We start from the raw sequence: 18,953 nt of genomic DNA on the forward strand, positions 1-18,953 counted from the left end.
CGCTCTTTCATGGGGTTAGCGAACGGAAGACCTGTCCCACCGCGGGCCAGAAAAGCATTGCGGACGCGGATGGGAGTGGGCAACACCCGTGCCGCAGCGCGTCGGGGGACACGCTGCACCGGGGGGTATTGTCAGATCATGCACGCAATGTCGGCGACCGAGGTGTTCCTCCTCGCCATCCTGATCATCTTCACCTTGCCCTATGCGGTGTGGCGCCTGGGGCGGACCGATTATTGGGCGCCGCTGGTCGTCGTGCAGATCATCGGCGGCATCTTGCTGGGGCCCGGCATCCTCGGCGCGATCTTCCCCGATTATTACGCCTTCGTCTTCGCGCCCGCGACGATGGGGGCGCTGAACGGCATCGCCTGGTGGTCGGTGATGCTGTTCGTCTGGGTCGCCGGCCTGGAACTCGACGTTGGCGAAGCATGGAAGCGGCGGCGCGAGACAGGCGTCACCGCCGGCCTCGCCTTGGGCGTGCCGCTGATCGCGGGCAGCCTCGCCGCGGTCGTCATCCTGCGCTACCCCGGCTGGCGCGGGCCGAGCGGCGCGAACTGGCAGGTGGTGCTCGGCATCGGCATGGCCTGCGCCGTTACCGCGCTCCCCATCCTCGTGCTGCTGATGGAAAAGCTCGCCATTCTGCGCGCGCCGCTGGGCCAGCGCGTGCTGCGCTACGCCAGCCTCGACGATATCGCGATCTGGGGCGTGCTCGCGCTGATCCTGCTCGACTGGAACCGCGTCGGCCGGCAGGCGGGCTTCCTCGTCGGCTTCGCCATCGCCACCTGGGCGATCCGCAAGCTGTTGCGCGCGCTGCCGGAAAACGATCGCTGGTACGTCGGCCTGATCTGGCTCGCACTCTGCGCCTTCGCCGCCGACTGGGCCGGCCTGCACTTCATGGTCGGCGCGTTTCTGGCGGGGGCGGTGCTCGACGCGCATTGGTTCGGCGAGGCGCGGATGGACCGGTTCCGCGGCACCATCCTGCTCGCGGTGATGCCCGTCTATTTCCTGTCGACCGGCCTCAAGACGCAATGGGGCATGGGCGGCGCATCGGTGTTCGCGGTCGCCGCGCTGCTGCTCGCCGCGTCGGTCGGCGGCAAGCTCGCCGGCATTCACCTGGCGGGCCGCATCCTCAAATGGCCCAAGGGCGATGCGAGCGCGATCGGCTGGCTGCTCCAGACCAAGGCGCTGATCATGATCATCTTCGTCAACATCCTGTTGGACAAGAAGATCATCACCAGCGAAACCTTCACCGCGCTGCTGCTGATGGCGGTCGCCAGCACGATGCTGACCATCCCGATGGTCGCCCCGCTGCTCCGCCGCAACCCAGGCCTCGCAAAACGGGGGTTTTAGCGCCCCCGTCATACCGGCCTTGAGCCGGAATCCCGCTTCTTCGACGTCCGCCCCTAGCGAGCCCCCGGATCACGTCCGGGGTGACGAAATATCGTTGGTGTCCCTCACCGGTTCGGCGGGAAATCCCGGAACGCGTCGTTGGGCCAGATGAAATTGTGGTAGGTCAGCATGGCGCTGAACGACAGCGCCTCCACCTGGTGCCACCAGCCCACCGGCATGAACAGCGCATCGCCGGGGTGGATATCGACGTGATAGCAGCGCGCCGAGAGCACCTCGGGATATTGCGCCACCTTCTCGTCGCTCATGATGTCGTGGACGTCGCTGAACACGAAGTCGGTATTGGCGAGCTTCGACGTCTCTTCGGGCGGCAACAGGAACAGGCGCTTGGTGCCCATCAGCTGCACCAGCAGATTGTTGTTGAGATCGTGGTGCAGCGGCGTGAACGTGCCCTTCGGCCCGATCCAGATGCTGCCGATCCGCTCGTCCAGGAACGGCACCGGGCCGAAATCGCCCATCAGCGGCTGCAGCGCCACCGTATTGGCGACGTTGTTATAGGCGGTGATATAGGCGTCGTTGCCGGTATGCGCGCTCGTCACCATGTCGATATAGGCGTCGAACGGCATGGTCCGGGTGTGGCGCGTCTTGGCGATTTCAAAGTCCGGGGCGCTGTTGCGGCCGCCCTGATAGGTGATCTCCGCCGACCCCACCTTGCGCGCCATTTTCTTGGTCGTCCACTGGCGGACCGCCGGCCATTTCGCCGCCAGCCCTTCGATCACCACCGGAATGCCCGGCGCATAGAACAGGTCGAGGAACGTTTCCGCCGACACCGGCCCGCGGATGCGCGGCACCGCGGTCAGCACCGGGCTCAGCGCCTGCTGGCGCTGGCGCGTCCGCACCCGCCACGCATCGCGCTCCGCGGCGACCGGCGCGAAGCCCGGCAGCGCGACACTGCCCGGCACGGGTGGAAGCTGGAGGCACATATGGCAACGTCCCCTGGCGTAAACGGGCACGCCCGGCGTACCCTTCCTCGCCGCTGCCTATCGGGAAATGGTTAACAATCCGGTAGCCATCCCCTCCCTGGAAGGGAGGGGAGCTTAGAGAATGCCTCAGTCCAGATTCGGCCGCAGCCAGCGGGTCGCCTGGTCCACCGGCACGCCGCGCCGCGTGGCGTAATCCGCCACCTGATCCTCACCGATCCGCGCCACGCCGAAATATTCCGCCTGCGCATGGCCGAAATAGAAGCCGCTCACTGCTGCGGTCGGCAGCATCGCAAAGCTGTCAGTCAGTTCCAGCCCCGCATTGCCCTGCGCATCCAGCATCTTGAACAGCGTCACCTTCAGCGAATGTTCGGGGCACGCGGGATAGCCCGGTGCCGGCCGGATGCCGCGATATTGCTCGCGCACCAGCGCCTCGTTGGTCAGCTGCTCGCCCGGCGCATAGCCCCACAGGTCGGTACGGACATGCGCGTGCAGCCGTTCCGCGAACGCCTCCGCCAGACGATCCGCCAGCGCCTTCAGCAGGATGTCGTTGTAATCGTCGTTATCCGCCTTGAACCGCGCCAGATGCGGCTCGATCCCGTGAATGCCGACCGCAAAACCGCCCATCCAGTCGCCCGCTGGATCGATGAAATCGGCCAGGCACATGTTGGCGCGCCCCTCGCGCTTGGCGATCTGCTGGCGCAGGAACGGCAGCCGCACGCTCGCCTCGTCGGTGCGGTCGAGGTTCGGGATGTGGAAGCCTTCGGGAATGCTCGCGCCATCGGGGCTGCGATGCGCCTCGCGATGCTGCGTATAGACCCAGACGTCGTCGTCGTGACGATGGCATGCCCACAGTCCGGCGACGCCGCGCGCGGTCAGCCACTTTTCGCCGACGATTCGGTCGAGCATCGCCTGCGCATCCGCATACAGGCTGCTCGCGCTCTCGCCGACCACGTCGTCGGTCAGGATCGCCGGGAAGTTGCCGGCAAGCTCCCACGCGCGGAAGAACGGCGTCCAGTCGATATACTCGCGCAGGTCGGCGAGGTCCCAGTCGTCGAACACATGCACGCCCGGCTGCGCGGCAGGCGGCGCCTTCAGCGCCATGTCGACGCTCAGCCCCCGCGCCCGCGCCTCGGCAAGTGGCAGCAGGTCGTTCTGCCCCTTGTTGGCGCGCGCGATCCGCACCTTTTCGTAATCTTCGGCGACGCCCGCGACATAGGCGTCACGCTGCGTGTCGCTGACCAAGGTCGTCGCGACGCCGACCGCGCGGCTGGCGTCGAGCACATGGACGATCGGCCCGTCATAGGCGGGCGAGATGCGCAGCGCGGTATGCACCTTCGACGTCGTCGCGCCGCCGATCAGCAGCGGCATCGACATGCCGGCGCGCTTCATCTCCTCCGCCACCGTCACCATCTCGTCGAGGCTCGGCGTGATGAGGCCGCTGAGGCCGATCATATCGGCGTCATTCTCGTTCGCCGCCTCCAGGATCTTCGACCACGGCACCATCACGCCCAGGTCGACCACCTCGAATCCGTTGCACTGGAGCACGACGCCGACGATGTTCTTGCCGATATCGTGGACATCGCCCTTCACGGTCGCGAGTACAATCTTGCCCTTGCCCTTGGCGCCCGGCTCCTTCGCCGCCTCGATGAAGGGCAGCAGATGTGCGACCGCCTTCTTCATCACGCGCGCCGATTTCACAACCTGCGGCAGGAACATCTTGCCCGATCCGAACAGGTCGCCGACGACGTTCATCCCGTCCATCAGCGGGCCTTCGATCACCTCGATCGGGCGCGCGAACGCTTGGCGGCATTCCTCCGTATCGTCGACGACATGCGCGTCGATGCCCTTCACCAGCGCATATTCCAGCCGCTTGACGACGGGCAGGCTGCGCCATTCGGCCGCCTGCTTCTCCGCCACGGCATCGGTGCCCCGGAACCGCTCGGCGAGCGCGACCAGCCGGTCGCCCGCCTCGGGATCGCGGTTGAGGATGACGTCCTCGCACGCGGTGCGCAGTTCGGGATCGATCGTGTCGTAGACGTCGAGCTGGCCGGCGTTGACGATCCCCATGTCCATGCCCGCCGGAATGGCGTGGTACAGGAACACCGAATGCATCGCGCGGCGCACCGGCTCGTTGCCGCGGAAGCTGAACGACAGGTTCGACAGGCCGCCCGAGATATGGACGTGCGGGCAGCGCGCCTTGATCTCTTTGCACGCCTCGATGAAGTCGACGCCGTAATTGTTATGCTCCTCGATCCCCGTCGCCACCGCGAAGATGTTGGGATCGAAGATGATGTCTTCGGGCGGAAAGCCGATGCCCATCAACAGGTCATAGGCGCGCGCGCAGATCTCGACCTTGCGGTCCTGGGTGTCCGCTTGGCCGACCTCGTCGAACGCCATCACGACCACCGCCGCGCCGTACGCCATGCAGCGGCGGGCATAGTGAAGGAACGCCTCCTCGCCTTCCTTCATGCTGATCGAATTGACGATCGGCTTGCCGGACACGCACTTCAGCCCCGCCTCGATCACGCTCCACTTAGAGCTGTCGATCATGATCGGCACGCGCGCAATATCGGGTTCGGCGGCGATCAGCTTCAGGAAGGTCGTCATGGCATGCTCGGCGTCGAGCAGCCCCTCGTCCATGTTGACGTCGACCACCTGCGCGCCATTCTCGACCTGCTGGCGCGCGACCTCGACCGCGCGCGTATAGTCGCCCGCCATGATCATCTTCTTGAACGCCGCCGATCCGGTGACGTTGGTGCGCTCACCGATATTGACGAACTGGGCAGAGGAATTGGTCATCGTCTTTTCTTCCAATCCTCCCCGCTCGCGGGGAGGGGGACCGCTCGGCGAAGCCGAGGGGTGGAGGGGGCTCTCCACCAGCGATATCGTGTGTGGAGAACCCCCTCCACCATGCTGCGCATGGTCCCCCTCCCCGCTGGCGGGGAGGATTGGGATCACGCCGCCATCGTAAACGGCTCCAGGCCCGCCAGCCGCGTCCGCACCGGCGGCGTCGGGATCGTCCGCGGCGTCACCCCGCGCGCCATCTCCGCGATCGCCTTGATATGCGCCGGCGTCGATCCGCAGCAGCCGCCCAGCACGTTGACCTGCCCCGCGCTCGCCCATTCGCCGACCAGCCCCGCGGTCGTTGACGGCGCCTCGTCATAGGCGCCCAGTTCGTTCGGCAGGCCGGCGTTGGGATAGACCATGATCAGCGTGTCGCAGGTCTCGCTCAGCGTCTTGACGTGCGGGCGCAGCTGCTCCGCCCCGAACGAGCAATTCAACCCGATCGTCACCGGCTTGGCATGCCGCACCGCATGCCAGAACGCCTCGACCGTATGGCCCGACAGGTTGCGCCCGGAAAGGTCGGTCAGCGTCATCGACAGCATCAGCGGCAGGTCGCGGCCCAGCGCTTCGGCGGCGTCCAGCGTCGCCATGATCCCTGCCTTCGCGTTCAACGTATCGAACACCGTCTCGATCAGGATGAAGTCCGCGCCGCCCTCGACCAGCGCATCGATCTGCTCGCGGTACACGTCCTTCAGATAATCGAAGTCGATCTCGCGATAGCCGGGATCGTTGACGTCCGGGCTCAGCGACAGCGTCTTGTTCGTCGGCCCGATCGCGCCGGCGACGAAGCGCGGGCGGCCATCCTTCGCCTGGAATTCGTCCGCGATGCGGCGGGCGAGCTTCGCGCTCTCGACGTTGATCTCCCGCACCAGATGCTCGGCGCCGTAATCCGCCTGGCTGATCCGGTTGGCCGAAAAGGTGTTGGTCTCCGCGATATCCGCCCCCGCCTCAAAATAGGCGCGATGGATCGCCTCCGGCACCTCGGGCTTGGTCAGCGCCAGGATGTCGTTATTGCCCTTCTGGTCGTGGGACAGGCCCAGCGTGCCGGCATAATCGGCTTCCGAAAGCTTCCAGTTCTGGATCTCGGTGCCGAACGCCCCGTCCGTGATCAGGATGCGCTTGGCGGCTTCGCCCAGGAAGGTGTCGCGTATGGTCATGTCCATTACCCCGTCATCCCAGCGAAAGCTGGGATCTCGTGCCGCGAGGGCACGCTTCGTCTTGCGAGACCCCAGCCTGCGCTGGGGTGACGCCCCCCTTTACGCCGCCGCCGCGTCCTGCACCGGCTTCGCGCGTACGCCCAGCAGGTGACAGATCGCGAACGACAGCTCCGCCTTGTTGAGCGTGTAGAAGTGCAGCGACTTCACCCCGCCCGCATATAATTTGCGGCTCAGCTCCGCCGCCAGCGTCGCCGCCACCAGCTGCCGCGCGGCGGGATGATCCTCCAGCCCGTCGAACAGCCGCGCCAGCCACGCCGGCACCTCGGTGCCGCACATCTTGCTCATCCGGACGACGCTGGCGAAGTTGGTGACCGGCATGATCCCCGGCACGATCTCCGCGGTGATCCCCGCCGCCGCCACCTTGTCGCGATAGCGGAAGAAGGTTTCGGGCTCGTGGAAGAATTGCGTGATCGCGCGCGTCGCCCCTGCGTCCAGCTTCGCCTTCAGATTGTCGATATCCGCCGCGACGCTCGCCGAATCCGGATGGCATTCGGGATAGGCCGCGACCGAAATCTCGAACGGGTGCAGGCGCTTCAGTCCCGCCACCAGCGCGGCGGCATTCTCATACCCGCCCGGATGGCTTTCGAACTTCGCGCCCGCCGCGGGCGGATCGCCACGCAGCGCGACGATGTGGCGTACGCCCGCCGCCCAATATTCCTCGGCGACCTGGTCGATCTCCGCTTTGGTCGCCTCGACGCAGGTCAGGTGCGCCGCCGCCGCCAGACTGGTCTCGCGCTGGATGCGTGCGACTGTGGCGTGCGTGCGCTCGCGTGTCGACCCGCCCGCGCCATAGGTGACGGACACGAAGCTGGGGCCCAGCGGCTCCAGCGTCCGCACCGCTTCCCACAATTGCTCGTCCATCTTCTCCGTCTTGGGCGGAAAGAATTCGAACGACACATCCAGATCGCCGCCCACGTCCGCGTACAGCGGCGCCCCCAGCGCGACCTGCGCCTCTTCCAGCTGGTTTACCGAAATCGTCATGCCGCTCTTACCTCGCGCAAGCTGGCGCCGGACTTGCGCCCCAGCCATAAAGTCACCGTCAATTCGCCGCCGCCCAGCGTCTCCGTCCGGGCGAGGGCGAGCCCCGCATTGCCGAACCAGCCCGCGATCTGATCATCCGCAAAGCCCAGCCGCGTGTGCGCGTTGCGGGTGCGCAGCTCCTCGCGGTCGTGCGGCGCGAAATCGACGATCAGCAGCCGCCCGCCCGGCCCCAGCACGCGCGCCGCCTCGGCGATCGCTGCGCCGGGCTGCTGCGCGAAGTGGAGCACATGGTGCAGGATCGCGACGTCCGCCGCGCCATCCGCCATCGGCAGCGCATACAGGTCCGCCTGGCGCAATTCAGTGTTGGGCCGGTCGTGCAGCTTGGCACGCGCCAGCCGCAGCATCTCCGACGAGCGATCGATGCCCAGCGCGCTGTCCGCCTGGTCGCCGAACAGCTCCAGCATGCGGCCCGTGCCCGTACCGATATCGATCAGGCTGCCGAGCGGCCCGGTGCCCAGCACCGCCGCCATCGCCGCCTCGACCTCGCTCTCGGCGACGTGGAGCGATCGGATCGCGTCCCATTCGCCCGCATGCCCCTCGAACCACGCAGCCGCGCTCGATGCGCGATCGGCGCGCACCGCGGCCAGGCGCGCGGCATCCGCCACCGCCCAATGATCGGGCTCGTACTGCGTCCAGGCGTCGATCGCGCCCGCGACCGGCTGCGTCGCCGCCGCCTCGCCCAGCGCCACGAACACCCAGCTGCCCTCCTTGCGCCGTTCGGCAAGGCCCGCATCGCACAGGATCTTCACGTGCCGGCTGACCCGCGGCTGGCTCTGCCCCAGCACCTGCGCCAGCTCGCCCACCGACAGCTCCATCGTGCGCAGCAGCGAGAAGATGCGCAGCCGCGTCGCGTCGGCAAGGGCACGGAAGATGTCGAGTGCATGGGCCATGATCGCATCAACATATAAAGATATCTTTATATGCGGTCAACGCGGACCGAAACGGTCGCAAAGGCGTTTGCGGCGGGTTAGACGTTTTTCCTGGGAGACCCGATTCATGAAGCGCCTGCTGATCCTCGCCGCCCCGCTCGCCCTTGGCGTCGCCGCCTGCAGCCAGAATGCGCAGGACCAGACCGCCGAAGCCGGCAATGCGATCGCTGCCGATGCCGCCGCGACCACGCGCAACGCGGTCAGCGATGTCGACGCCGCCACCGACGAAGCCTTCGGCTCGGCCGAACGCCACCTCGACAATGCCGGCAACGCCATCGATCGCGCCGCCGATCGTGCCGACGCACGCGCCGATCGCGCCGGCGACGACATCGACCGCGGGCTCGACCGCGCCGGCCGGTCGATCAGCAACGCCGCCGATCGTGCCGCCGACGCCACCGGCAACACGCTGGAACGCGCCGGCCGCTCGCTGAAGGACTAAGACGAGTCGCCAGTCGGCCGTGCAGCCAATTCCTCCCCCGCCAGAGGGAGGTGGCATACCAAAGGCATGACGGAGGGGGGAAGCACCAGGCGATGTGTCGCCTACCTTCCCCCTCCAATACTGGCTCACGATCGTGCATCCCATGTCGATCACGTAAAAAAGCACATCGGGGAAATTGAGCGCCACATGACGAACCGGATCGCCACGGCACTCATCCCCCTGTTGCTCTCCGCATCGCTCGCCGCCTGTTCGGGCGGCAGCGACGATCCCCGCGCGGTGACGCCTGACGAAGCCGCGCAATTGAACGACGCCGCCGCGATGCTCGACGCCAACAGCATCGATCTCGACGCGGTCAGCGACGACGCCGCGAACGACACCCAGCCCGCCGCCACCCCGCCCGCCGCCAACCAAATGGACGCCTCATGACCCAGCTGCGCCGCCTCGGCTCCACCGACCTCCGCATCGCGCCGCTGGTGCTCGGCGGCAACGTCTTCGGCTGGACCGCCGACCGCGACGCCAGCTTCGCCGTCCTCGACGCCTTCGTCGCGGGCGGCGGCACGATGATCGACACCGCCGACGTCTATTCGGCCTGGGTCGACGGCCATCAGGGCGGCGAATCCGAAACGATGATCGGCAAGTGGCTGCGCCACAGCGGCAAGCGCGACGACGTGCTGATCGCGACCAAGGTCGGCATGCTCCCGGGAGAAGGCGGCGAAAAGCTCGCCCCCGCCCGCATCGTCGCCGCCGCCGAAGCCTCGCTCAAACGCCTCGGCACCGATCGCATCGACCTCTATTATGCGCACCAGGACGACGACAGCGTACCGCAGGAGGCGGTGCTCGAAGCCTTCGGCACACTGATCGACGCCGGCAAGGTCCGCGTCCTCGGCGCCTCGAACTTCCACGCCGCGCGCCTCAAATCCGCGGTCGACCTCGCCAAGACGAGCGACCTGCCCCGCTACCACGTGCTCCAGCCCGAATATAATCTCGTCAGCCGCCACAAATTCGAAGGCGAGCTGCAGGATTACTGCGTCACCGAAAACATCGGCGTCCTCCCCTATTACGGCCTCGCCTCCGGCTTCCTCACCGGCAAGTACCGCACCAAGGACGACCTCTCCCAAAGCGTCCGCGGCGGCCGCATGGGCGAATTGCTCGACGGCAAGGGCGCCACCGTCCTCACCGCGATGGACGCCGTAGCGGAGGAAACCGGCGCCACCCTCGCCCAGATCGCCCTCGCCTGGCTGATCGCCCAGGAAGGCGTGACCGCCCCGATCGCCAGCGCGACCAGCGTCACGCAGCTCGAGGACCTGTTGCCGGCGATGGAGCTGGAGTTGAGCAAGGACCAGCTGGAACGGCTCACCGACGCGGGGGCGTGAGCGAACGGACCCCGCACGCAGCGGAGATTTTAGGTTGATCTCCAATCCCTATTTACCGTCGTCAACGCCAAGCCGGGACCCGCAAGTGCCACTCATTGTTCGAACGTCAGCCGGTCTCCCCATCAGCCCTCGGTAGAGACTGATCCATCTAATCAAACTTGGCGTCATCCCGGCGCAGGCTGGGATCTCCCGGGTAATGGCGCGGGACAAAAGCTGCACGTTACCCCAGCCTCCGCTGGGGCTACGTTTCCGGTTAGCGGGGTCAAACGCTTGGACCGCCGCGATCCCCCGGCACGATCGCGACACAGCACGCCGTGGCGTTTCGTTGACCAAAAACCCTCATCGGTGTATTATATTACTAACTCACTGATAGGAGGCATTTTTGCGCCATTTGTCCTGGCTCGCCTGTCTCATCGCGACTACGGCGATCAACGCTTCATCGGGATATGCGCAGGAGCCGATCCCACAGAAGAAGACGCCATGGCCGATAGCGGTCCACGCCAGAATACTCTACGCGCCGACACCATTCCCGTCCGAGGGCACTCAGCATCTCTTTTATGAGGTGCTGCTGACCAACTTTTCCGACTCTCCGATCCAGTTGCAGGGGATCGACGTGCTGGACGGCGACAGGCCTGCGCGCGCGCCCCTGGCCAGCCTTCCCGCCACGGCACTTGCGTCGCTTACGCGCACGGTCGGCCACGACGATGCTGCGACGCTCCCACCGATCCCGGCTGGCGGGACGCAGGTGGTTTTCATTGAAGTCCGGATTCCCGAAGGGCAGCCCCTGCCTGGTCGCCTCGTTCATCGTCTGTCGTTCGGCAGCGGTAGCATCACGATGACAGCGATACCTGTTCACCGTTCGCTGAAGATTCTCGGTCGCCCGGTAACGGGAAGTGACTGGATCGCGGCGGACGCTCCGAGCAATGATCCCGACAACCATCATCGGCGCGGACTTTTTATTAACGATGGCGCGCTGACGGACTCGCGGCGCCTCGCGATCGACTGGAAGATCATGAAGGACGGGAAGTCCTATCGCGGCGACGCCAAGGCGGCGGCGTCCTATTTCGCATATGGCCAACCGCTGCTCGCTATCGGGGATGCCAAGGTCGTCAGTGTTGAGGACGGTCATCCCGACAACCCAGCCGGACATGGCGTCGACTTCCACCCCGCGGAGCCGGTGACGATCGACAATATCGGCGGCAATCTGGTCGTTCTCGATCTGGGTGACGGCCAATATGCCCATTATTGCCACATGAAGACCGGGAGCATCCGGGTCCGGGTCGGCGACCATGTTCGAAAAGGGCAGGTGATCGGCGCCATTGGTTCGTCAGGTGATGCGCGCGAACCGCATGTCCATCTGGAGGTCACGGACGCGATCAAGACCATGACGGGTGAAGGACTGCCCTACGTCATCGATCATTATAGCGTCATCGATCCCAAAACCGGCGCCCTTAGTTCTCGGACGAACCAACTGCCGCTCGATGACATGATGATTGATTTCGGCCGATAATGGAATGGGAAGAGTCTTTCCTTAACCCGCAGTCATCGGACGAGCCGGCCGTATCGACGAGCCCCTTTCCTACACGGAACAAATGTGAAACACTCGCCGCCGCACCGACCCGGCGCACCGCTCTTTCTCTCCCCACCCGTGGGGATCGCATAAACGAAACCGCCCGCCGGATAGCCCGGTCGGGCAGTAATCGAGACGCCATCCGGCACCATCGCCGGGGAAGGCTTTCGGGACGTTACGTGTCGTCCACTTCGTCCACTTCCGCGGGCCATAACGGCCCCCGCACCGTCGGGCACGGGGGCCGCGGAGGTTACGCCGCGAACTGGTTCATCGTGTTGTGGACGCCGCCCGCCTTCAGCGCGGCCTCGCCGGCGAAATATTCCTTATGGTCGTCGCCGATGTCGCTGCCCGACATATTCTGGTGCTTCACGCAGGCGATGCCTTCGCGGATTTCGCGGCGCTGCACGCCCTTGACGTAGCCCAGCATGCCCTCGTCGCCGAAATAGGCCTTGGCAAGATTGTCGGTGCTCAGCGCCGCGGTGTGATAGGTCGGCAGCGTGATCAGGTGGTGGAAGATGCCCGCCCGCGCCGCCGCATCCTTCTGGAAGGTGCGGATACGCTCGTCGGCCTCGTCCGCCAGCGGCGTGCCGTCGTAATCCACGCTCATCAGCCGCGCGCGGTCGTACGCCGACACGTCCTTGCCCGCTTCTGTCCAGGCATCGAACACCTGCTGGCGGAAGTTGAGCGTCCAGTTGAAGCTGGGGCTGTTGTTATAGACCAGCTTGGCGTTCGGCACGACCTCGCGGATGCGGTCGACCATCGACGCGATCTGCTCGATATGCGGCTTCTCCGTCTCGATCCACAGCAGGTCGGCGCCGTTCTGGAGCGACGTGATGCAGTCGAGCACGCAGCGGTCGGCGCCGGTGCCTTCGCGGAACTGGAACAGGTTCGACGGCAGGCGCTTGGGCCGCAGCAGCTTGCCCTCGCGCGTGATGACGACATCGCCGTTGCCGACCTGGCCGACGTCGATCTCGTCGCAATCGAGGAAGGCGTTATACTGGTCGCCGATATCGCCCGGTTCCTTGCTGAACGCGATCTGCTTGGTCAGGCCCGCGCCCAGCGAGTCGGTGCGCGTCACGATGATGCCGTCGTCGACGCCCAGCTCCAGGAAGGCGTAGCGGCAGGCGCGCACCTTCGCCAGGAAGTCCTCGTGGGGCACGGTGACCTTGCCGTCCTGGTGGCCGCACTGCTTCTCGTCGCTGACCTGGTTTTCGATCTGCAGCGCGCAGGCGCCCGCCTCGATCATCTTCTTGGCGAGCAGATACGTCGCCTCGGCATTGCCGAAGCCCGCATCGATATCGGCGATGATCGGCACGACATGCGTCTGGTGGCCGTCGATCGCCTGCGTCAGCCGCTGCGCCTCCACCTCGTTGCCGCTCTCGCGCGCCTTGTCGAGGTCGCGGAACAGCAGGCTCAGCTCGCGCGCATCCGCCTGGCGGAGGAAGGTGTACAGCTCCTCGATCAGCGCGGGCACGCTGGTCTTCTCGTGCATCGACTGGTCGGGCAGCGGGCCGAACTCGCTGCGCAGCGCCGCGACCATCCAGCCCGACAGGTACAGGTAGCGGCGATCGGTGGTGCCGAAATGCTTCTTGATGCTGATGATCTTCTGCTGCCCGATGAAGCCGTGCCAGCAGCCGAGCGACTGGGTGTAGGCCGCGGGGTCGGCATCATAGGCCGCCATGTCCCGCCGCATGATCGCCGCGGTATAGCGCGCGATGTCGAGCCCGGTCTGGAAGCGGTTCTGCAACCGCATGCGCGCGACCGATTCGGCATCGATCCCGCCCCAGGTGGCGTGGCCGCCGATGGTTTGGCGGGCGGTGCCGATCTGCTGCTGGTAGGTCATGTCGCATATCCCTCGCTGTCTGGATGCGAGGATGTGTACGGACATTGACACGCCATTCGGAGGGAAATGCGCCGCAAATCGCGTACAAACGTCACGCCATTGGCGTTAACAGCTGTCACGTTGTATGATTGTTTTCAATCAGTCTCCCGTGAAGGTGAAGCCCGACACCCCCCGATCCCGCTCGTTGATCAGCAGCGCCCGCCCCGCCGGCGGCGCCGACCGCTGCGGGCAATCGGTGCGCTGGCACGCCCGGCACCCCAGGCCGATCGGCGTCGCGTCGCCCTTCAAGTCGATGCCCCGCGCCACCGCCAGCGCCCCGCCCAGCTCCGCCGCCACGCCGATCCCGACCGCGAACTCTGCCAGTACCCCGCCATAGCGCCGCCGCTGCGGCGTCACCGTCCGGGCAATCGTCAGCCACCGTGCCCGGTCCTCCAGCTCGACCAGCTGCACCGCCAGGCTGCCCGGCCGATCGAACGCCTGATGCAAGCGCCACAACGGGCAGCGCCCCTCCGCCTCCGCCAACGGCGACCCGCTCGCCCCGGAAAAGCGCTTCGAACACTGTCCCGCCCGGTCGATGCGGATCAGAAAGAACGGCAAGCCCCGCGCCCCGACGCGGTGCAGCGTCGTCAGCCGATGCGCCACCTGCTCGAACCCCGCCCCGAATCGCCGCTGCAGCAGTTCGAGGTCATAGCCCGTGCTCTCGCAAGCCCGCAGGAACCGGGCATAGGGCATCATCACCGCCGCCGCGAAGTAGCTGGCAAGGTGCCGCCGGAACAAGCGCTCCGCCGAGCGGTCGGCAAATCCCGCCCCCTTGGCAAGCGCATCGATCTCCGCCCGCGCCTCAATCTGCGCCAGCTGATACGCCGCGGCGAAGGTGCGCGACGCCGAATCGAGCACCTCGCTCAGCTGCAACTGCCGGGCGTGCAGGTCGAGTCGGCGGAGCAGATCGGGCATGACGTCGACCGGTAGGATGCGGATCGTCAGCTGGTGCTTGACGCGCAGCCGCTCGGCGATCGCGCCGTACAGATCGCCCGTGCCCAGTCGCAATTCGTCCGCCAGCGCCTCGGCCAGACTGTCGAGGTCCGCGAAATGCCCGCGCCACCGCTCGATTTCGCGCCGCACTTCCGCGACAGGGTCGGCTGCATCGCCGTCACTCGCCGCCCCGGCGCCCAGCCGATCGTACGCCCGCGCGAACGCCTCCGCCCCGCCCGGCGCCCCGGCGAGCCATTCGGCGATCTCGTTGCGGTCGATCTCCAGGTCCGCGAACAGCGGATCGGCCAGCCGCCGCCGCATCGCCGCTTCGCCCCCGCCCGGCTCGCCCGCGGTCAGCGCGCGCGGATCGAAGTCATACGATTCGGCTAGGCGGACGAGCAGCGCCGCCGACAGCGGCCGCTGGTTGCGCTCGACGAGGTTAAGATAGCTTGGCGAAATGCCCAGCACCTCGGCCATCGCCGCCTGCGTCAGCGCCGCCTGCCGCCGGAGCCGCCGCACCGCATGCCCCGCAAACAATTTACGTTCGGCCACGCCCACTCCCCACGCCATACCCGCGCCAGCAGGGCATTTACCCCATGGCACTTGTCATTTTGTTACAGCATGACGCGCCCGCTTGTCCATGTGGTGGACACCATGACCCCGCTGCGCATCCGGTCCCTCTCGCCGCACCCGCTCCCACCTAGCTAACGGAATTCTCGAAAGTTTCCTGGGGAGGAAAGGTGGCCGCCGGCATCTCGTATGCCGGCGGCCATTCCCGTTCCGGGGTCAGGCGATATGTCTGCGGGCCCAGTCGGCGCGGTCATTCACGCTCAGCCCCGCCGCCAGCGCCAGATTGAAACGTGCGTTTACACGCCCGTTACACCAAGGCGACGGGAGCCGATTCCCCGGCTCATGCGTCTCGTCACGACGCCGCCTCGTCGGCGCAACAGGGAGCGACAATGGCAGACGGGCTGACCGCGCGGATCCGAGAGAATATCGTGCTATACGGGGCGCTCGCCGCCAATCTCGGGATCGGTGTCGCCAAGTTTGTCGCCGCCGGTATCACCGGCTCGTCGTCGATGCTGACCGAGGGCGTCCACAGCTGCGTCGACAGCGGCAATCAGGTGTTGCTGCTCTACGGCCAGCATCGCGCCAAGCGCGCGCCCGACGCCGTCCACCCTTTCGGCTATGGGCGCGAGCTGTATTTCTGGGCGTTCGTCGTCGCGATTCTGATCTTCGCGGTCGGCGCGGGCGTGTCGGTATACGAAGGCTATCGCCACATCATCACGCCCGAACCGTTGCTTGACCCGCTGGTAAACTACATCGTGCTCGGCATCGCTATGGCGATGGAGGGTGCATCCTGGTTCATCGCGATGCGCGAATTTTCGAAGGCGAAGGGCAAGGCCGGCTGGTGGCGCGCGATCCGCCAGAGCAAGGACCCCGCGGGCTTCATCGTGCTGTTCGAGGATTCGGCCGCGCTTGCCGGCCTCGTCATCGCCGGCGTCGGTGTCTGGGCGAGCCATTATTTCGCCGACCCGCGTATCGACGGCGTCGCCTCGATCCTGATCGGCCTGATCCTCGGCCTCGTCGCCGTGCTGCTCGCCCGCGAAGCCAAAGGCCTGCTGATCGGTGAGCGAGCCGACCCGCAGGTGGTGGAGACCGTGCGCGACATCATCGCGCGTCATCCCGCCGTCACCGCCGTCAACCACGTCCGCACTATTCACACCGCGCCCGACGCGATCTTCGTCGCCGCCAGCGTCGACTTCGACGACGCCATCACCATGGGCGCGGCCGAGACGCTGATCGAGGAGCTGGAGGACGAATTGCGCGCCGCCGTCCCGCGGCTCAGCTCGATCTATATCCGCCCGGAAAAGCGCGAGAATGCCGCGACGCTCGCCCATCCTATCCAAGCCTGAGGGGCGCGAAAATACCACGCCGCCTCAGTGTGATCCCCGTTGCTCAAGCCCCGCCGCCGCCTGTATCATCGGCGCATGGTTCGCTCCCTCCTCCGCCCGCTGCTCGCCACCGCGCTGCTGCTGTCCTCGCTGTTCGGCGCGGCGCCCGCCTGGGCGGCGGTGACGATCACCTTCTGGAGCCATGAGCTCGGCAACAGCTTTCCGCACGCCTTCTTCACGCTGCGCGGGGTGCCGGATGCGGGCGGCGCGCCGGTCGACGCCAATTACGGCTTCACCGCCAAATCGGTGTCGCCCAAATTGCTGATGGGCACGGTGGCGGGGCGGCTCGACATTTCGAAGCCCTTCTACATCGCCGGCAGCGACGCGCAGTTCTCGGTCGTCCTCACCGATGCGCAATATAACGCCGTGCTCGGGCTGGTCGCGGCGTGGGACGAAAAGACCGGCGACGCGCATTACAACCTCAACCAGCGCAACTGCGTTCACTTCGTCAAGGAAGCCGCCCGCATCGCCGGCCTGACCGACCTCGACCGCCCGAAGCTGATGAAGAAGCCCCGGTCCTACCTCCAGTCGATCGCCGAGGCGAATGCCGGGCGGGTCACGGTGGTGAAGATGCACGGCAAGGCCTATCTCGCGACCCTGCCGCCGCTGGCGACCACGCCCGTCGTGGCGATGCCGGTAGCGGCCACGGCTGCCGCGACGACACCGATGGCGACGACCGTAGCGACGCCCGCACCATAAGCCCAAACCACCCCGTCACCCCGGACTCGTTCCGGGGTCCACTCTGCGGCCAGGGGGACGGCAAGAGGTTCCAGCCCACCCGCGCGCCCCAGTGGCCCCCGGAACAAGTCCGGGGTGACGGCGGAAGCTGACGAGGGGGACCACAAGAGGCTCCGGCCCCACCCATGCGGCCCCATGAACCCCGGAACGAGTCGGGATGACGACGCGCGCAGGAAACCCCCTACGCCGGCACGATCTCCATCACATCCAGCGTCGATTGAAACCCCGGGAACGGCAGCACCAGCCGCCAGCGTGCATCGCCGATCCGCTCGACGAAGCCCGCCATGTCGCGCCGCAGGTCGCGGCCGTACGGCATCGGCCGCGCCTCGTCGCCCAGCGCCAGCGTGCCGAGAAAGATCGTCCGCGAATCGGTGCTATCGAACAGCACGCCGCTCGCCCGCTGCACGCCGTCGGTGGCGAACTGGCGCTTGGGGCCCTCCCCTTCGACCCGGCACGCCGTCCAGGCGCCGCTCAGCAGCGCGCGCGGCGGCGGCGCGGTGCCGGCGAGCCGCTCGGCGCCATTACCGCCCAGCCGATAGGTGCGGCAGCGATAGGCCCCGGGCTTCAGCATTTCGCCGCGGATCACCTGATCGGGATTGAACAGCACCGGGTCCGCCGACAGCACCGCCGCGCCCGCCGGATCGGCACGCGCCTCCGCCAGCGCCTTCACCCAGGCGTCGCGCCATTCGCGCAGGCGCTGCCGGTCCTCCACCGTCGCCACCGCGCGCCAGTCGACCGCGGCCGTATCGGGGTCGCGCACATGCGCCAGCGCCGCGCCTGCCAGCACCGTTGCGACCAGCGCCGTCGCCGTGCCCAGCCACACGCCCCTCATGCGGCCGTCCACCCACCGTCGACCGACAGGTTGGCGCCGGTGATCGCCTGCGCCTCGTCGCGACACAGGAACAGCGCGAGCGCCGCGACCTGTTCGGGCGTCACGAACTCCTTGGTCGGCTGCGCGGCGAGCAGCACGTCGTTCATCACCTGCTCGCGCGTCAGCCCGCGCGCCTTCATCGTGTCGGGAATCTGCGCCTCGACCAGCGGCGTCCAGACATAGCCCGGCGAAATGCAATTGACCGTGATGCCGTACGTCGCGGTTTCCAGCGCGACCGTCTTGGTCAGCCCCACCAGCCCGTGCTTGGCCATGACATAGGCCGACTTGTTGGGGCTCGCCACTTGGCTATGCGCCGATGCGGTCGAGATGATCCGCCCCCAGCCGCGCGTCTTCATATGCGGCACCACGGCCTTCATGACATGCCAGGCGCTCGTCATGTTGATGCGGACGATCGCTTCCATCTTGTCGTCGGGAAAGTCTTCGATCGGCGACACGTGCTGGATGCCGGCATTGTTGATGGCGATGTCGATCCGCCCCGTCTCGGCGACCGCGCGGTCGATCAGCGCCGCGATCTGGTCGGGCTTGGTCATGTCGGCCGCGTCGTACAGCGCCGTGGCCCCGCTGGTCGCCGCCAGCTCGGCGCGGATCGCCTCGATGGCATCGGCATCGCCGAAGCCATTGATGACGAGGCTCGCCCCCTCCGCCGCCAGCGCCTTCGCATAGGCGAGGCCGATGCCGGAGGTGGAGCCGGTGATGACCGCGGTCTTGCCCTGAAGGATCATGCTGCTCTCCTGATAACCCGCCTGTCGTGGCGTCAAGCGCAGCCGGTTGCAACCGGGGGACGGGTTCGGGCATTCGTTACACACGCTAAAC

At 66.7% G+C, this 18,953-nt stretch carries 16 protein-coding genes; 7 read left to right on the forward strand and 9 right to left on the reverse strand.

Translation table 11 applies throughout. From position 1 onward, the window contains the following. Positions 1-138 precede the first annotated feature (138 nt). Complete coding sequence (locus ACGVWT_RS06105) at positions 139-1,347, forward strand: cation:proton antiporter (RefSeq protein ID WP_315461761.1); 1,209 nt, start codon at positions 139-141, stop codon at positions 1,345-1,347. 104 nt (positions 1,348-1,451) lie between these two features. On the opposite strand, the gene ACGVWT_RS06110 is transcribed toward ACGVWT_RS06105, so the two are convergent. The 5 genes from ACGVWT_RS06110 to ACGVWT_RS06130 form a co-directional block, all read right to left on the reverse strand. Continuing rightward, positions 1,452-2,327, reverse strand: a complete 876-nt coding sequence (locus ACGVWT_RS06110; protein ID WP_315461762.1) for a cupin-like domain-containing protein — start codon at positions 2,325-2,327, stop codon at positions 1,452-1,454. 126 nt (positions 2,328-2,453) lie between these two features. Continuing rightward, positions 2,454-5,141, reverse strand: a complete 2,688-nt coding sequence (gene metH, locus ACGVWT_RS06115; RefSeq protein ID WP_394425595.1) for a methionine synthase — start codon at positions 5,139-5,141, stop codon at positions 2,454-2,456. A 140-nt stretch (positions 5,142-5,281) separates the two neighbouring features. Next, positions 5,282-6,328 (reverse strand): homocysteine S-methyltransferase family protein, encoded by a 1,047-nt coding sequence (locus tag ACGVWT_RS06120; protein WP_116462102.1) that lies wholly within the window; start codon positions 6,326-6,328, stop codon positions 5,282-5,284. A 99-nt stretch (positions 6,329-6,427) separates the two neighbouring features. After that, positions 6,428-7,369 (reverse strand): methylenetetrahydrofolate reductase [NAD(P)H], encoded by a 942-nt coding sequence (metF, locus tag ACGVWT_RS06125; protein WP_315461764.1) that lies wholly within the window; start codon positions 7,367-7,369, stop codon positions 6,428-6,430. Further along, positions 7,366-8,319, reverse strand: coding sequence for a metalloregulator ArsR/SmtB family transcription factor (locus tag ACGVWT_RS06130; RefSeq protein ID WP_063687702.1), 954 nt, complete (start codon positions 8,317-8,319; stop codon positions 7,366-7,368). The genes metF and ACGVWT_RS06130 overlap by 4 nt, the downstream gene beginning before the upstream one ends. 106 nt (positions 8,320-8,425) lie before the next feature. Here ACGVWT_RS06130 and ACGVWT_RS06135 point away from each other — a divergent pair, with 106 nt between their 5' ends. From ACGVWT_RS06135 to ACGVWT_RS06150, 4 genes are all read left to right on the forward strand, one after another. Continuing rightward, on the forward strand, positions 8,426-8,797 hold the full coding sequence (locus tag ACGVWT_RS06135; RefSeq protein ID WP_315461765.1) for a hypothetical protein: 372 nt from the start codon (positions 8,426-8,428) through the stop codon (positions 8,795-8,797). A gap of 186 nt (positions 8,798-8,983) precedes the next feature. Continuing rightward, positions 8,984-9,223: a hypothetical protein gene (locus ACGVWT_RS06140; protein WP_315461766.1), complete on the forward strand. Its 240-nt coding sequence runs from the start codon at positions 8,984-8,986 to the stop codon at positions 9,221-9,223. Beyond that, entirely contained in the window at positions 9,220-10,170 is a 951-nt protein-coding gene (locus ACGVWT_RS06145) for an aldo/keto reductase (protein WP_315461767.1), read from the forward strand. The genes ACGVWT_RS06140 and ACGVWT_RS06145 overlap by 4 nt, the downstream gene beginning before the upstream one ends. 382 nt (positions 10,171-10,552) lie before the next feature. After that, positions 10,553-11,680, forward strand: coding sequence for a M23 family metallopeptidase (locus ACGVWT_RS06150; protein ID WP_315461768.1), 1,128 nt, complete (start codon positions 10,553-10,555; stop codon positions 11,678-11,680). A 310-nt stretch (positions 11,681-11,990) separates the two neighbouring features. Here ACGVWT_RS06150 and ACGVWT_RS06155 read toward each other — a convergent pair whose 3' ends face one another. After that, positions 11,991-13,583: an isocitrate lyase gene (locus ACGVWT_RS06155; protein WP_315461769.1), complete on the reverse strand. Its 1,593-nt coding sequence runs from the start codon at positions 13,581-13,583 to the stop codon at positions 11,991-11,993. A 138-nt stretch (positions 13,584-13,721) separates the two neighbouring features. After that, positions 13,722-15,107 (reverse strand): short-chain fatty acyl-CoA regulator family protein, encoded by a 1,386-nt coding sequence (locus ACGVWT_RS06160; RefSeq protein ID WP_315461770.1) that lies wholly within the window; start codon positions 15,105-15,107, stop codon positions 13,722-13,724. 407 nt (positions 15,108-15,514) lie between these two features. On the opposite strand from ACGVWT_RS06160, the gene ACGVWT_RS06165 reads away from it, so the two are divergent. Then, on the forward strand, positions 15,515-16,471 hold the full coding sequence (locus ACGVWT_RS06165; RefSeq protein ID WP_315461771.1) for a cation diffusion facilitator family transporter: 957 nt from the start codon (positions 15,515-15,517) through the stop codon (positions 16,469-16,471). 75 nt (positions 16,472-16,546) lie between these two features. Then, positions 16,547-17,209, forward strand: coding sequence for a hypothetical protein (locus ACGVWT_RS06170; RefSeq protein WP_315461772.1), 663 nt, complete (start codon positions 16,547-16,549; stop codon positions 17,207-17,209). Positions 17,210-17,429: 220 nt separating this feature from the next. Here the strand turns inward: ACGVWT_RS06170 and ACGVWT_RS06175 are convergent, their stop codons facing one another. Beyond that, positions 17,430-18,080, reverse strand: a complete 651-nt coding sequence (locus ACGVWT_RS06175; protein ID WP_315461773.1) for a DUF4893 domain-containing protein — start codon at positions 18,078-18,080, stop codon at positions 17,430-17,432. Further along, a complete protein-coding gene (locus ACGVWT_RS06180) occupies positions 18,077-18,862 on the reverse strand; it encodes a 3-hydroxybutyrate dehydrogenase (protein ID WP_315461774.1) in 786 nt (261 codons plus the stop codon). The genes ACGVWT_RS06175 and ACGVWT_RS06180 overlap by 4 nt, the downstream gene beginning before the upstream one ends. Positions 18,863-18,953 lie beyond the last annotated feature (91 nt).

Source organism: Sphingomonas sp. S6, from assembly GCF_043498045.1.
Classification (GTDB): Bacteria; Pseudomonadota; Alphaproteobacteria; order Sphingomonadales; family Sphingomonadaceae; genus Sphingomonas.

Excerpts from the sequence above, each read along its gene's own strand:
- ACGVWT_RS06105 (WP_315461761.1), top strand. The coding sequence starts at position 139 with ATGCACGCAATGTCGGCGACCGAGGTGTTCCTCCTCGCCATCCTGATC.
- ACGVWT_RS06110 (WP_315461762.1), bottom strand. The coding sequence starts at position 2,327 with ATGTGCCTCCAGCTTCCACCCGTGCCGGGCAGTGTCGCGCTGCCGGGC.
- ACGVWT_RS06120 (WP_116462102.1), bottom strand. The coding sequence starts at position 6,328 with ATGACCATACGCGACACCTTCCTGGGCGAAGCCGCCAAGCGCATCCTG.
- metF (WP_315461764.1), bottom strand. The coding sequence starts at position 7,369 with ATGACGATTTCGGTAAACCAGCTGGAAGAGGCGCAGGTCGCGCTGGGG.
- ACGVWT_RS06130 (WP_063687702.1), bottom strand. The coding sequence starts at position 8,319 with ATGGCCCATGCACTCGACATCTTCCGTGCCCTTGCCGACGCGACGCGG.
- ACGVWT_RS06135 (WP_315461765.1), top strand. The coding sequence starts at position 8,426 with ATGAAGCGCCTGCTGATCCTCGCCGCCCCGCTCGCCCTTGGCGTCGCC.
- ACGVWT_RS06140 (WP_315461766.1), top strand. The coding sequence starts at position 8,984 with ATGACGAACCGGATCGCCACGGCACTCATCCCCCTGTTGCTCTCCGCA.
- ACGVWT_RS06145 (WP_315461767.1), top strand. The coding sequence starts at position 9,220 with ATGACCCAGCTGCGCCGCCTCGGCTCCACCGACCTCCGCATCGCGCCG.
- ACGVWT_RS06155 (WP_315461769.1), bottom strand. The coding sequence starts at position 13,583 with ATGACCTACCAGCAGCAGATCGGCACCGCCCGCCAAACCATCGGCGGC.
- ACGVWT_RS06165 (WP_315461771.1), top strand. The coding sequence starts at position 15,515 with ATGGCAGACGGGCTGACCGCGCGGATCCGAGAGAATATCGTGCTATAC.
- ACGVWT_RS06170 (WP_315461772.1), top strand. The coding sequence starts at position 16,547 with ATGGTTCGCTCCCTCCTCCGCCCGCTGCTCGCCACCGCGCTGCTGCTG.
- ACGVWT_RS06175 (WP_315461773.1), bottom strand. The coding sequence starts at position 18,080 with ATGAGGGGCGTGTGGCTGGGCACGGCGACGGCGCTGGTCGCAACGGTG.
- ACGVWT_RS06180 (WP_315461774.1), bottom strand. The coding sequence starts at position 18,862 with ATGATCCTTCAGGGCAAGACCGCGGTCATCACCGGCTCCACCTCCGGC.